This window comes from Bradyrhizobium sp. 191 (assembly GCF_023100985.1).
GTDB classification, from domain to species: Bacteria; Pseudomonadota; Alphaproteobacteria; order Rhizobiales; family Xanthobacteraceae; genus Bradyrhizobium; species Bradyrhizobium diversitatis.
Genome location: NZ_CP064692.1, coordinates 2,307,935 through 2,321,008, shown reverse-complemented (window position 1 = coordinate 2,321,008; position 13,074 = coordinate 2,307,935). Strand labels below are relative to the sequence as shown.

At 63.9% G+C, this 13,074-nt stretch carries 14 protein-coding genes; 6 read left to right on the top strand and 8 right to left on the bottom strand.

Features of this window, described 5'->3' with window-relative positions; genetic code table 11:
• Window positions 1-5: 5 nt before the first annotated feature.
• The gene (locus tag IVB23_RS10680) at window positions 6-923 is read left to right on the top strand and encodes an MBL fold metallo-hydrolase (RefSeq protein ID WP_247803472.1); all 918 of its coding nucleotides are present in this window, start codon (window positions 6-8) and stop codon (window positions 921-923) included.
• A 71-nt stretch (window positions 924-994) separates the two neighbouring features.
• Here IVB23_RS10680 and IVB23_RS10675 read toward each other — a convergent pair whose 3' ends face one another.
• Together IVB23_RS10675 and IVB23_RS10670 are read right to left on the bottom strand one after the other, a co-directional pair.
• Complete coding sequence (locus IVB23_RS10675) at window positions 995-1,849, bottom strand: DUF1499 domain-containing protein (RefSeq protein ID WP_061878406.1); 855 nt, start codon at window positions 1,847-1,849, stop codon at window positions 995-997.
• Between the two features lie 248 nt (window positions 1,850-2,097).
• Entirely contained in the window at window positions 2,098-3,726 is a 1,629-nt protein-coding gene (locus tag IVB23_RS10670; protein ID WP_061878405.1) for a fatty-acid--CoA ligase, read from the bottom strand.
• A gap of 64 nt (window positions 3,727-3,790) precedes the next feature.
• Here IVB23_RS10670 and IVB23_RS10665 point away from each other — a divergent pair, with 64 nt between their 5' ends.
• Complete coding sequence (locus IVB23_RS10665; RefSeq protein WP_247803471.1) at window positions 3,791-4,885, top strand: extensin family protein; 1,095 nt, start codon at window positions 3,791-3,793, stop codon at window positions 4,883-4,885.
• Between the two features lie 36 nt (window positions 4,886-4,921).
• On the opposite strand, the gene IVB23_RS10660 is transcribed toward IVB23_RS10665, so the two are convergent.
• On the bottom strand, window positions 4,922-5,608 hold the full coding sequence (locus IVB23_RS10660) for a L,D-transpeptidase (RefSeq protein ID WP_247803470.1): 687 nt from the start codon (window positions 5,606-5,608) through the stop codon (window positions 4,922-4,924).
• Window positions 5,609-5,939: 331 nt separating this feature from the next.
• On the opposite strand from IVB23_RS10660, the gene IVB23_RS10655 reads away from it, so the two are divergent.
• Together IVB23_RS10655 and IVB23_RS10650 are read left to right on the top strand one after the other, a co-directional pair.
• Window positions 5,940-6,917 carry a magnesium transporter CorA family protein gene (locus IVB23_RS10655; protein ID WP_061878401.1) on the top strand — a complete coding sequence of 326 codons (978 nt, stop codon included), beginning with the start codon at window positions 5,940-5,942 and terminating at the stop codon, window positions 6,915-6,917.
• A gap of 205 nt (window positions 6,918-7,122) precedes the next feature.
• Entirely contained in the window at window positions 7,123-7,341 is a 219-nt protein-coding gene (locus IVB23_RS10650) for a hypothetical protein (protein ID WP_247803469.1), read from the top strand.
• A 78-nt stretch (window positions 7,342-7,419) separates the two neighbouring features.
• Here IVB23_RS10650 and IVB23_RS10645 read toward each other — a convergent pair whose 3' ends face one another.
• From IVB23_RS10645 to pdxH, 3 genes are read right to left on the bottom strand one after another with little or no spacing between them, the layout of a single operon-like run.
• A complete protein-coding gene (locus tag IVB23_RS10645) occupies window positions 7,420-8,190 on the bottom strand; it encodes a class I SAM-dependent methyltransferase (protein ID WP_247803468.1) in 771 nt (256 codons plus the stop codon).
• Window positions 8,191-8,204: 14 nt separating this feature from the next.
• Window positions 8,205-8,957: an SDR family oxidoreductase gene (locus IVB23_RS10640; protein ID WP_247803467.1), complete on the bottom strand. Its 753-nt coding sequence runs from the start codon at window positions 8,955-8,957 to the stop codon at window positions 8,205-8,207.
• Window positions 8,958-9,007: 50 nt separating this feature from the next.
• Window positions 9,008-9,649 carry a pyridoxamine 5'-phosphate oxidase gene (pdxH, locus tag IVB23_RS10635; RefSeq protein ID WP_061878398.1) on the bottom strand — a complete coding sequence of 214 codons (642 nt, stop codon included), beginning with the start codon at window positions 9,647-9,649 and terminating at the stop codon, window positions 9,008-9,010.
• 119 nt (window positions 9,650-9,768) lie between these two features.
• On the opposite strand from pdxH, the gene IVB23_RS10630 reads away from it, so the two are divergent.
• Both IVB23_RS10630 and IVB23_RS10625 read left to right on the top strand, forming a co-directional pair.
• A complete protein-coding gene (locus IVB23_RS10630) occupies window positions 9,769-10,170 on the top strand; it encodes an RT0821/Lpp0805 family surface protein (RefSeq protein WP_247804822.1) in 402 nt (133 codons plus the stop codon).
• A gap of 106 nt (window positions 10,171-10,276) precedes the next feature.
• A complete protein-coding gene (locus tag IVB23_RS10625; protein WP_247803466.1) occupies window positions 10,277-11,242 on the top strand; it encodes a J domain-containing protein in 966 nt (321 codons plus the stop codon).
• Between the two features lie 318 nt (window positions 11,243-11,560).
• Here the strand turns inward: IVB23_RS10625 and IVB23_RS10620 are convergent, their stop codons facing one another.
• Together IVB23_RS10620 and IVB23_RS10615 are read right to left on the bottom strand one after the other, a co-directional pair.
• Complete coding sequence (locus IVB23_RS10620) at window positions 11,561-12,331, bottom strand: anti-sigma factor (RefSeq protein WP_247803465.1); 771 nt, start codon at window positions 12,329-12,331, stop codon at window positions 11,561-11,563.
• Window positions 12,332-12,436: 105 nt separating this feature from the next.
• On the bottom strand, window positions 12,437-12,925 hold the full coding sequence (locus IVB23_RS10615; RefSeq protein ID WP_028180365.1) for a sigma-70 family RNA polymerase sigma factor: 489 nt from the start codon (window positions 12,923-12,925) through the stop codon (window positions 12,437-12,439).
• Between the last annotated feature and the right edge of the window lie 149 nt (window positions 12,926-13,074).

The window sequence follows — 13,074 nt, the reverse complement described above, 5'->3', positions numbered from 1 at the left end:
AAGCCATGTCCGATAACGACGACGTCCCGTTCAATCGCAACTTTCCGCTGAAGCCCGGCATCGTCGAGGAGGTCCGCCCCGGCGTGCGGCGCGTGCTCTGCAACAATTCGAGCCCGTTCACCTTCACCGGCACGGTCAGTTATATCGTGGGCGAGGGCAATGTTGCGATTATCGATCCCGGTCCGGACGATGAGGCGCATGCGGCTGCGCTGCTCGATGCCGTGCGCGGCGAGACGGTGAGCCATATCTTCGTCACCCATACCCATCGCGACCATTCCCCGAACACCGCGCGCATCAAGCAGGCGACAGGTGCGCCGGTCTATGCCGAAGGCCCGCATCGCGCCTCGCGCCCGCGCTTCGAGAGCGAGAAGCACAATCCGGAATCCGGCGTCGACCGCGATTTTGCGCCAGACGTCAACCTCGCACACGGCGACGTCGTCGAAGGCGACGGCTGGCGGCTCGAGGCCGTGGCGACGCCCGGCCACACGGCCAATCATCTGGCATTCGCCTGGCCCGAGCGAAAGTTCAACTTCGTCGGCGATCACGTGATGGGCTGGTCGACCTCCATCGTGGCGCCGCCCGACGGCTCGATGATCGACTACATGGATTCGCTGGATCGGCTCGCGGCACGCGAGGAGGATCTCTATTTCTCAGGCCACGGCCCCGAGATCCCCGAGGGCCAGCGCTTCGTGCGCTTCCTGATCCGTCACCGCAAGGCGCGTGAGGCCTCGATCCTGCACCGTCTCGCCAAGGGCGAGACCGACATCCCGACGATGGTCCGCGCGATCTATATCGGTATCGATCCGAGGCTGACGACGGCCGCCGGCTACTCCGTGCTGGCGCACCTCGAAGACCTGGTCGCACGCGGCGTGGTCGCAACCGATGGCGATCCCGTGATCGGCGGGACGTATCGGGTGGCCTAGCTAGGGGCGAATGGCGAATAGAGAGTGGCGAATTGCGTTTCTCTATTCGCTATTCGCCACTCGCCAATTCGCTATTTTTTAACGGTCTTCGCCGGCGCCTTGGGCGGCGCGACCGGCGTCTTCTTCACCGGCTTGAGCGCGTCGGCATCGGCGGCGGTGTTGAGATCGTCGATGAACTTCTTGATGCGCGCGGCGTTGCTGCCGAGATCGCTGTCGAAATTGCGCGAAGCGGAGCGCATGTCGACCCGGGAATCATCGCCATCCGGCACGACCCTTATCGAAACGTCCTCGCGAAAACCCATGATCGGCGTGCGCGCCACCGCCTCGATGCGGCCGATGCGGCGCGGCGGCTGCGGCGCGCGCTCGTCGATGACGATCCATTTGCGCTTGTGCACGAGCTGGAGCGCGATTGCATAGGCGCGGTCGACGGAAATCTCGAGCTCGACGGGCACGATTTCGGGATAGAAGCGGCGCTGCTGCTCCGCCGAGTAGAGGCCGGCATAGACCGCAGTATTGGTGCCCTCGCCGGTGCGCAGTCGCGCCATCGCGTCGAAGCGCGGCGGATCGATCGGGTCGGTGGTGATGTCGTAGATGGACGGCAGCTTGCGATATTGAAAGGCCAGATAGGCGGGATAGGCGAGGATCGCGCCGTCGATCAGGAAGGCGAGCAGGATGCGCGCCATGCCCCGCGAGCCGTTCTGCCAGATCGCGGCAAAGCCCGCGAGCCCGAACAAGATCGAGAGGCCTGATATCGCGAGCCCGCCGAAGAAAGTCGCAAGCGCCGGTTTCGGCTCCAGGAAATCGAAGCGGACGACGATGACCGACACCACCACCGCCACCACCGCGAACACGGCCAGATTGCGCGCCCAGCTCGCCAGGCTGGACACGGGCTCCGACTGGTAGGGAGCGGAAAACCTGCGGGCCATCGGGTGAGCTCTGCCGGGGTTGGCGATGCCGGCCGATCTGGCGCGACGATGGCTTGTTGAGACCACGGCGCGGCGGCAAATTCAAGGGAGACCGGACTGTTACTGCCCGTCATTCCGGGGCGATGCGGAGCACTCGAACTCAGGTGCGCCCTCGCGCACCTGAGAATCTCGAGATTCCCCGGTGCGCAATTGCGCACCTGAGGTCTGGTCCTTCGGACCATCCCGGAATGACGTAGCTTGCTGTGCCGCTACGCCGCCGCGTTCGGGAAGCGATAATCCTTGAACTGGTCGCGCAGCGCCGTCTTCAGGATCTTGCCGGTGGCCGTATGTGGGATGCCTTCGACGAAGGCGACGTCGTCGGGCATCCACCATTTGGCGATCTTGCCATCCATGAACTTCAGGATGTCCTCACGTGTGGCCTGCTGGCCCTGCTTGAGCTGCACGATCAAGAGCGGCCGCTCGTCCCATTTGGGATGGAATACGCCGATCACCGCGGCTTCCGCCACGGCGGGATGGCCGACTGCGAGGTTTTCGAGGTCGATCGAGGAGATCCACTCGCCGCCGGACTTGATCACATCCTTGGAGCGGTCGGTGATCCGCATGTAGCCGTCCTCGTCGATCGTCGAGACGTCCCCGGTGTCGAAGAAGCCTTCTTCGTCGAGGATGTTGGTGTCGACCCGGTAATAGGCCTTGGCCACGGCAGGGCCGGAGACCTTGAGGCGACCGAAGGTCTTGCCGTCCCAGGGCAGCTCCTTGCCGGCATCGTCGGTGATCTTCATCTGCACCGCGAAGGGTGCATAACCCTGCATCTGAAGCACGTCGAGCTTGGCATCGCCCGTCGCATTGTGGAACGGAGGCTTCAGCGCCGCGACGCTGCCGATCGGGCTCATCTCGGTCATGCCCCAGGCGTGACGCACGTTGGAGCCCATGTCGAGGAAGGCCTTGATCATCGAGCGCGGCATCGCCGAGCCGCCGCAGATCACCATCTTCAGATCCGGCAGCTTGAGATTGTTGGCGGCCATGTGCTGGAGCAGCATCAGCCACACCGTCGGCACGCCCGCGGTGTGCGTCACCTTCTCGGTCGAGAGCAGCTCATAGACCGATGCGCCGTCGAGCTTGGCTCCGGGCATCACCAGCTTGGTGCCCTGCGAGGGCGCGGAGAAGGCGATGCCCCAGCTGTTGGCATGGAACAGGGGAACCACCGGCAGCATTGTCTCGGACGCACTGGTGCCGAGCGCGTCGACATTGTTGGCCATCAGCGCGTGCAACACGTTGGAGCGATGCGAGTACAGCACACCCTTGGGATCGCCGGTCGTGCCGGAGGTGTAGCACATCGCCGCCGCCGTGTTCTCGTCAAAGTCCTTCCATTTGAATTTGCCGTCGGCCTGCGCAATCCAGTCCTCGTAGGCGACCGCGTTCTTCAGCGTGGTCTCCGGCATGTGAGCCTTGTCGGTGAGCACGATGTAGCGCTCCACGCTGGGCAGCTTGTCCGCGATCTTCTCCAGGATCGGAACGAAGGTGATGTCGGTCATCACGATGCGATCCTGCGCATGATTGATGATCCAGGCGATCTGTTCGGGAAAGAGGCGAGGATTGACCGTGTGGCAGATGGCACCGATCCCCATGATGCCGTACCAGACCTCGAGATGGCGCCAGGTGTTCCAGGCGATCGTTGCGACGCGGTCGCCGAGCTTGATACCGTCGCGCTCCAGCATCTGCGAGACCTTGAGCGCGCGCTTGTGGATCTCGGCGTAATTGGTGCGATGGATCGGTCCCTCGACCGAGCGCGTGACCACCTCCTGCTTGCCATGAATCCTGGCGGCGTGTTCGATGATCCGGTGGCAGAGCAGGGGCCAATCTTGCATCAAACCAAGCATTCTCACGTTCCTCCGAGAAGTCGCTGGGCGCGTTATCGCTCTCAGCTTGGGCCAAAGAATTGTCATGACTTTTAGCCTGCCGGACTTTCGCCGCAAATGGTCTTGTCGCGGCTATATGTCCGTCGGCGCGGCAATGGTTACCGCCGCGCTGGGGCTGCTGCTCGTGCCTGTCGAGAGGGCAGAGGCGCGGAAATATCCTGCGCCACTCGATATCTTCGGCCTTGGTACACCACGGCCGCGCGCGGCCGTTCGTACCGCGAAGATTCCCCTGCCAAAACCTCGCCCCGAAGAGGCTCCAAAGGCACCGAATAAGGCCTCGGACGAGGTCCCGCCGGAGGCAGGGGAGAAGTCGTCTCCAGACCAGCCGAGCGCCGACAAGCCTGCCGAGGCTGTGCCGCCACCCCAGAAGCAGGCCTCAGACTGCCGCGTCGCGCTGACGGAGGACATTGCGATCGCGCCCTCGATCCCGGACATCCGCGGCCCCGGCGCCTGCGGCGGCGAGGATCTGGTACGGCTGGAAGCGGTCGTGCTGCCGGACAAGCGCAAGGTGACGGTCAAGCCGGCGGCCATCCTTCGCTGCACCATGGCGTCCGCGATCGCCGATTGGCTGCGCAAGGACATGGTGCCGCTGGCCACCAGCCTCGGCTCGCCCATCAGCGACCTCGACAATTTCGATTCCTTCGAGTGCCGCGGTCGCAACCGCGTCGCTGGCGCGCTGCTGTCCGAGCATGGAAAGGCCAATGCCATCGACATCCGCGCCATCAAGCTCGCCAATGGGCAGTCGATCGGCCTCACGGACCGCACCCTGTCGCGCGACGTTCGCGAGCGCGTGCTGCACTCGGTCTGCGCGCGCTTTTCCACCGTGCTCGGTCCTGGCTCGGACTGGTACCATGAGGACCACATCCATCTCGATCTGGCGCAGCGCCGCAACGGCTACCGCATCTGCCAGTGGAACGTCTGGGATCCTCTGCCGCAGGTCGCCCCGCTCCTGCCGGTGGAACGCCCCGAGGAGGCGCCGCCGCGCGAGGTCGCGGCCAAGCCTGAGGCGAAGGAAGGTGCTGACGACGAGCCGGCGGAGAAATCGTCTTCACCTGAAGAGAAATCGCCCCCTGCCAAGAAGTCTCCATCGTCCAAGCAGGCAACAAAAAAGCGCCGGTAAAACCGGCGCCTTTTGTTGTCCAGAGATCGTTGGCGATCAGTAGCTGGCCGCCTGGCCGGTTTGGCTGTTGCCGAGCGCCAGTCGCGAATTGTACGGCGAGTCGCCGTGCTTGGGCTCGAGCACCACGACCAGGGTCCCAACCTTGACGCGATCATAGAGATCGATCGCGTCCTCGTTGGTCAGGCGGATGCAGCCTGACGAGATCGAGGCGCCGATATATTCCGGCTGGTTGGTGCCGTGGATCCGGAACAGCGTGTCCTTGCCGCCCGAATAGAGGTACAGCGCGCGGGAGCCCATCGGGTTGTCCGGGCCGGGGGCGACATAGGTCGGCACGCCCAGACGCGAAATTTCGCCGGGGGTGGGGTGCCAGGCCGGCCACTCGGTCTTGCTGCCCACCTTGGCGATGCCCGACCAGGCCATGGCCTCTTCGCCAACGGTGATGCCGTAGCGGATCGCCTTGCCGCCCTCCAGCACGTAATAGAGGTAATGGTTGTCGGAATCGACCACGATCGAGCCCGGCGATTCCTTGCGGTGGTATTCGACGATGGCGCGGCGGAACGGCTCAGCGACCGGGGTGTTCTCGTATTTGACCTTGGCGAGCAGTTCCTTGTCCTTTGGCTTGAAGGACTTGGTGTCGGTCGCCTCATAATGAGTGGCCTGCATGCAGCCCGACAGCATCAGGCCGGCGGCAAAAATCCCCAATATAACTTTCAGCGACGACATGGTTTGGTTCCAATCAAAACAATACCGCACGGACGGCTTGAGCTTGGCGCCCGAGTTCCTCGACTCCGTTAAGCCCATTATCGTTGAAATCTGCCACAATTCCAGCTCTGAAGGTCTTTTCCCGCGCTACGAGACCCTAGCTGTGGCTTTTCTGCCGCAAATTTTGCGCTGCTATGCGGGTTTTTCGGCGGGAGGCGCCGAACTGTCGATTCCGTGCCACAGTTGAGCCTCGGATCGCCACAAGTCCAAACGCTCCGTTAATGTTGTTGTCATCGTGAACCTGCCAGAATCGCGCTAAGGGCTGGCTGTCGCAGGATCTCTGGAGCTTTTCATGTTTTCGGTGTTTGTTCCCTCCGAGTCCGCCCTCAAGAAGGCTGTCATCGAGGATCTTGCGGCCGTGCCGGAGAACGCTGTCTGGATCGACCTCGTCAATCCGAGCGCGGCCGAGGACAAGGCGGTGGAGCGGCTCGCGGGCATCGCCATCCCGACCCGGGAAGACATGCAGGAGATCGAGATCTCCAGTCGCCTCTATATGGAGAACGGCGCGCGCTACATGACTGCGACGCTGATGTGCCACTCCGATACCGACATGCCCCGGACCACGGCGGTGACCTTCATCCTCGGCGACCACCGCCTGGTGACGGTGCGATATGACCAGCCGAAGCCGTTCGCGCTGGTCGAGGCCAAGCTCGCCCGCTCCTGCACGCCTTCCGTCACGGGCGAGATGGTGCTGATGGAGCTGCTGGATGCGGTGATCGACCGCTGCGCCGATATTCTGGAGCGTTGCGGCGCCGAGATCGATCAGGTCAGCCACGACATCTTCGAGCCCGAGAGCGAGCGCCATGGGCAGGCAAAGAGATACTCCCAGATCTTGATCTCGATCGGCCGCAAGGGTGATTTGACCTCGAAGGTTCGCGAGAGTCTGGTGTCGATCGGTCGCGTCGTCACGTTCCTGTCCGCGGTGGTCGAGGGCGTGAAATGGTCGAAGGACATGCGCGAGCAGCTCAAGACCATGCAGCGCGACGTCGCCTCGTTGACCGACCACGCCTCCTATCTCTCCAACAAGATCACCTTCGTGCTCGATGCCATGCTCGGCGTCGTCAATCTCGAGCAGAACAACATCATCAAGCTGTTCTCGGTGATGGCCGTCGTCCTGATGCCGCCGACGCTGATCGCCTCGGTCTACGGCATGAACTTCAAGGTGATGCCGGAACTCGAATGGGTGCACGGCTATCCGATGGCGCTGGTGATGATGCTGGCCGCCGCGGTCGTCCCGTACTGGATCTTCAAATGGAAGAAGTGGCTGTAGGAGTCGCGCTCGAGCGAAGATACCTACCGAGACCTTACGCCGCTCGCGGAGACACAATAGAACGTGTCGCAGAATAGATCGGGATTGAGGCGGTGCCGTGATGTCCGCGCCGTGCCGCAATTCCTCCGGTAAAATTTGAGCGGTGGGCTGAACGTTTGCGCGAAACTTGTCTGCGATAAGCAGTGCGTAGCCGCGAGGAACAGCCATGGTTGAGAAACACATAACGACGCCCCGCAACGTCATCGATCTGGCGAACTATCGCCAGGCGATGACGAGCGGCAAGGCGCCGTCGATGTCGGCACGCATGTGCCGGCACTGTGGTGCTCCGCTGCTGGATGGTGAGAACGACGACGACTGCTCGACTGCATTCAGCAAGGCCGCTCCGCGGCCGCGCGAGAGGTCGCGTCGGATTCGACTCGATTGAGGAACGGAAGGTAAGGGCGATCCAGGCCTTGCGGCGGCGTTGTCTGGATCGCCTTGCTTCCACTCTTCGGCAAATCTGCTAGGGTTTAACTATCTGCGCCGTCGAGACGATGGTCTCTTCGATAGCATAGTCGCGGCTGAACGGGACGAGATGATGCAAGACCTCGCTCAGCATCGCCTCGACATTCTCGCCCAGTGCGTCCCGTGACGAGGACGAATAAGTAAGCGTGCGCTTCGCCAAATCGTGCAGGCCGACCAGATGGCTGGTCTCGACGGTGACAAGCTCGGCGAGCTGCAACGGGCTGCCGTGGAAGAACGCGGAAAGGTCGCGATGTGTCCGCGTGCCCCGTCCTGCCTCCTCCCAGAGCTGCGAAGGCGACCAGCGACGGCGAATTTCGTTGTAACCATCGAGCCATGGGTTACGGCCGTCGGTAGCCGAGAACGAAGCGCAGATCGCGATCGCGCCCCCGTGTGCAACCAGCTGGCCGAGTTGGGCAACCGTCGCATTGCGATCCATCCAATGCAACGCACGGCCGATCGTGACGATGTCGAAAGTGCCGATATCGGGTGGAAGCGTCTCTGCCTTGCCTTCAATCAGCGTGACATGTCGACCCGCGCGGGAAGCGGCAAGCCGCGCGGCGTCGAGCATCGCAGGCTCCGGATCGACTCCGACGACACGGCCGACATAGGGGCCGAAGCCGAGCGCCAGCAGCCCGGGTCCGGTACCGAGATCAATCAGACTGCTCTGTTTGGTGAGACCGAGTTTTTGCGCGACGCAGCGGAAGAATTCGCGCGGATACGGCGGCCGCAGATGCTCGTAGAGTGAGGCGGTGCTTGCGAACCGGCCCATGCTTTCGTGCCTGCCTACACGTGCTGGCCGCCGTTGATGTGGATCTCGGCGCCGTTGACGTAGGAGCTGGTATCGGTGCACAGCACGTAGATGATCTTGGCCACTTCGTCGGGCGTGCCGAGGCGGTGCATCGGGATCTGCTGTTCGACGATCTTCTCGGTGCCCGGCGACAGGATCGAGGTGTCGATCTCGCCCGGGGCGATCGCGTTGACGCGGACGCCGATACGGCCGAAATCGGACGCCATCTCGCGCGTCAGCGAGGCGAGCGCGGCCTTCGAGGTGGCGTAGGCGGCGCCCGCGAACGGGTGCACGCGCGAGCCCGCGATCGAAGTGACGTTGACGACCGAGCCCTTGGCCGCCTTCAATTCCTCGATCAGCCCGCGTGCCATCATGATCGGCGCGAAGAAGTTGACATGGAAGACATGCGTCCAGGTGTCGAGGTCAGTGTCGACCGAGCCGAGCCGGGAGCCGCCCGGGCCCTTCGGCGAGATCGCGGCGTTGTTGACCAGCGCATGCAGCATGCCGCCCTCCAGCCGGTTGCGGATATCGGAGATCGCGCGCGCCGTATCCTGGGGATCGCCAAGGTCGACCTGGATGTGGTCCTCGGGCCCCGCGTCCCACGGGCAGTCCTCCGGGAAAGGATGCCGCGAGCAAGTGATGACGCGCCATCCCGCCGAGGAAAAGCGGATCACCGTGGCGTGGCCGATGCCGCGGCTTGCTCCGGTCAGGAGCAGCGTGCGGCGCGGCGCATTGGACGAATGCGGCATGGACATCTTTCAGGTCGACCCAAAGCTCGAGACTAGGTTGAAGACAGGGATCAAGGGTACATCCGCGTCTTGGACCATTTCTGGCCGGCGGCGTCGCGGCGAAATTCGATGCGGTCGTGCAGGCGGAACGGGCGGTCGTGCCAGAACTCGATACGCATCGGCGTGATGCGCCAGCCGCTCCAGCCCGGCGGCCGCGGCACTTCGCCGATGACATATCTGGCCGCAACCTTGGCGATGGCCTGCTCGAAGGCGAAGCGGCTCTCAAGCTCTTGCGACTGCTTGCTCGCCCAGGCGCCGATCTGGGCCTGCTTGGGGCGGGTGGCGAAATAGGCGTCGGCTTCAGTGTCGGTCACCGGCGTCACGTTGCCGCGGATGCGGACCTGACGGCGCAGCGACTTCCAGTGAAACAGTAACGCTGCCTTAGGATTTGCGGCGAGTTCGCGGCCCTTCTGGCTGGCGATGTGGCTGTAGAAGACGAAACCTTCGGTATCGAAGCCCTTCATCAGCACCATGCGGACGTCCGGCAGCCCGTCAGGGTCGACGGTTGCGAGCGCCATGGCATTCGGATCGTTCGGCTCGCTCTTGGTCGCCTCGTTCAGCCAGGCCTCGAACAGCGCAAATGGCTCGTCGGCGGCGGTGAAATCACCGGATGTTAAGGGTGTCTGGTGTTTCATCGAGGTCGTGTCGGTCATGTCTGGAGTCCGAGTTGCGTCCCGCGGCCCAAAATGCGTCCTTGTCCGCTACCGTCCTATATAGGGCATGGGATCGCGTTGGCCTATCGGCGATCCGGCCCTCCGGCCTCGCCGTGACGATGATTCTGGTCGGGCTCGGCGCCGGCGGCTGCAGCTTTTCCCGCAATGACACGAGTGCCTACGCCAAGACCGACGACAGCGATCTCACCGGCTCGATCGCGCGGTCGGCGAGAGACGCGGCGCCCACCGAGACCGATCTCGCCTTCGCGCGTAATGCCGCCTCCGACGTGCTCAGCAAGGGCGACAAGGATTCCAGCCAGCACTGGGAGAATCCGGAGACCGGGGCGCGCGGCTCGGTGACGCCGATCGCCCAGTCCTATGCCGCCGAGGACGGACGCAGATGCCGCGACTTCCTGGCGAGCTATGTCAACGGCAGCACCGAAAGCTGGCTTCAGGGCGCCGGCTGCCAAAGGAGCCGTGGCCGTTGGGAGATTCATACGCTAAAGCCGTGGCGGAGCTAAGTTCACCACGCTGCTAGTTGCAAAAATGCCACTCTCTTCCCACATGATCCGCAGGTGGGGCGGGGAGCCCTTTGAACAATTCGATTTCTTGAAGGAGACGTGACGAATGCGCGACCCCTATGAGGTCTTGGGGGTGCCGCGGAGCGCCAGCGCTGCCGCGATCAAGAGCGCCTATCGCAAGCTGGCCAAGAAGCATCATCCGGACAGCAACAAGGGTGATCCGAAGGCTGCCGAGCGCTTCGCTGAGATCAACTCGGCCAACGAGATCCTCGGCGACGAGGACAAGCGCAAGCAGTTTGACCGCGGCGAGATTGATGCCGAGGGCAAGCCACGCTTCCAGGGTTTTCCTGGCGGCGGGGGGCCGCGCGGCCGCGCGGGTCCCGGCGGGTTCGAGAGCTATACGTTCCGGAGCGGCGGGGCGGGTGGCGGCCCAGGCGGCGGCGCGTTCGAGGATATCCTCAACAGCATGTTCGGCGGCGGGGTGCGCGGCGCCCGGCCTGGCGCTGGCGGCGGCGCCCAGTTCGAATTCGATACCGGCGGCATTGGGCTCGATCTTGATGTCAATGTCGCCATGTCCGTCTCGCTGGAAGAGTCGGCCAAGGGTGGCGAGAAGCGCGTCCGGCTGCCGACGGGCAAGGAGCTCAACGTCAAGATTCCGGCCGGCGTCACCGAGGGCCAGCAGATTCGGCTCCGGGGGCAGGGCGAGAGCGCGCAGGGCCATCCGCCCGGCGATCTCCTGATCACCATCAACATCGCGCCGCACCCGTTCTTCAAGGTCGACGGCGCCGACCTCAGGATCGACCTGCCGGTGACGTTGTATGAGGCGGTGCTTGGCGGCAAGGTCCGTGTGCCCACCCTCGGCAATGCCGTGGAGCTTTCGGTCCCGAAGAACACCTCCAGCGGCCGGACCTTCCGCCTCAAGGGCAAGGGCTTGCCGAAAGCTGGTGGAACCGGGGATCTCTTCGTGACCATCAGGATTATGCTACCGGACGGGAACGACGCCGAGCTCGAAGCATTGATGGAGAAGTGGCGGGACCACCACCCCTACAATCCGCGTAGCGGGCTCGGCTAGGGCGCTATCCGAGGCCACCTCGACGATCGGAGCATTCTCTTCCCGAAAGGATGATGCTCAACTTGGGTCTGAAGCGCAGCGCGCTTCGGCGCTGACTTCAAGACATGTCGGCTGTCCGGCGGGCAGCCGAGAATAAGGTGCGGCCTCGAGAGGGGGACCAGCGCGGTACCAAAAGCCCCAATCGAGGCCGCCCGCGTCGATCGGCGGATCGAACGCTGCTCATTTTCGCGTGAGCATCCGGTGCGATAATGAGACGCGCCGATGTCTTGATTCCAAATTTTCAATGTCGGAATCTGGGCATCGCGCTTATGCGCTTGCTCAGGTGCCGTGTTTCTCCGCTTGGTCGTACACGGCCTGCGCCACCTTGGTCAGCCGCTCGCGATCGCCGCTGCCGCTGACGACGTAGCCGACGCCGCGTTCGGCCCAGAACAGCGCTCCGTCCTTGTCCGTCCTGGCGTAGCGCATCTGCGTCGCACCATTGTCGGTCTTGGTGGCGTAGATCGTGTACCGCTCACCCGAAGCGCCCTCATACATCAGGAACGACGCCGGACCGTTCGGCCCGGGCAGAAGCCGGCCGCCGACGAGCTTCAGACCGCTCGCCTCCAGGTTCGGAGCGAACACCGTCCAGCCGCAGCGCCGGGTCAGCCAGGCCTGCAGATGGTCACGCTCGTTGCCGCCGACTTCGACGGGATGGCGGACCTCGACGACGTAGAGGCGGTGGGCATCGAGCGCGTCTGCCGTAAGGCTCTGAAACGTGGAGGGCGCGTTGGCGGCGCCATGTGCCACCCAGCCGGCCGTGCCGCCGGCAACGAAAGCAGCCAGCACGGCTGCGGCGGCGCCGTAGAACCATTGCCGCGGGCGGCGCTCCAGCCGCTCCAGCTCCAGCCGCGCCGGCACGGGCTCCTGCGCGACGGAATCGTAGCGGGCGTGCAGCATCTCGGCCATGCTCCGCCAGGATTGGACCCGCTCGGCCTCGTCAGGGTGGGCGGCGAGCCAGGCCTCGACATCGGCGCGACGTTCTGCCGGCAGCTCGCCGTCGACATAGGCGTGCAGCTCGTCTTCGGTCGCTGGGATATTGCGGTCGTTCATATCGGTCGTCTCTGGCTCTGCGGCCCAAAAAATCGTTCGTGGCTCAACTTCGCTCGCGTCCTCGGCTGGCTGCGGGCGGACGATGTGCGATGCATCACGCTGTCCTCATTTCACCCGCCTGAGCGCCGGGCGCTCACCCTCCAGCGAGGCTTTAACGTGGGCCCGTGCGCGTGCCAGGCGCGACATCACGGTGCCGATCGGCACGCCCTGGATGTCGGCGACCTCGCGATAGCTCATGCCTTCCAGCATCACCAGGAGCAGCACCGAACGCTGTTCCTCGACGAGGGTGGCCAGCGCCTTCTCGATGTCACGTCCTTCGGCCTCGGTCCCGCTGGCATCCGGGTTGTTCTCCGTCAGCGGCATGAATTGCGGCCGCCTTGCCAGTGAGCGCCGCCGGTTCTTGTTGAGGTTGGTCAGGATCGTATAGAGCCAGCTCCTGACGTCGCCCCCGAGAAACAGGCGTTCCGAACGCAGCGCGCGCACCAATGTATCCTGCACCAGATCGTCGGCCGCATCCGCATCGCGCGTGAGCGCGCGGGCGTAACGCCGCAACGCCGGGATCATGACTTCCACACTCTGGCGAAACGCGTTCATTGCAGTCTTGAAGTCCCAGCGTTCGGCGCAAGCGCCTCAACGATCATAACACCCGAGTGGAAGGGCTATTCCGGCACTCGAAACAGCGTTAACGCCGCGTATTAGGGCTGTACCGCAGGGGAGGGCTGGTGTACCTCCAGACCTCAACG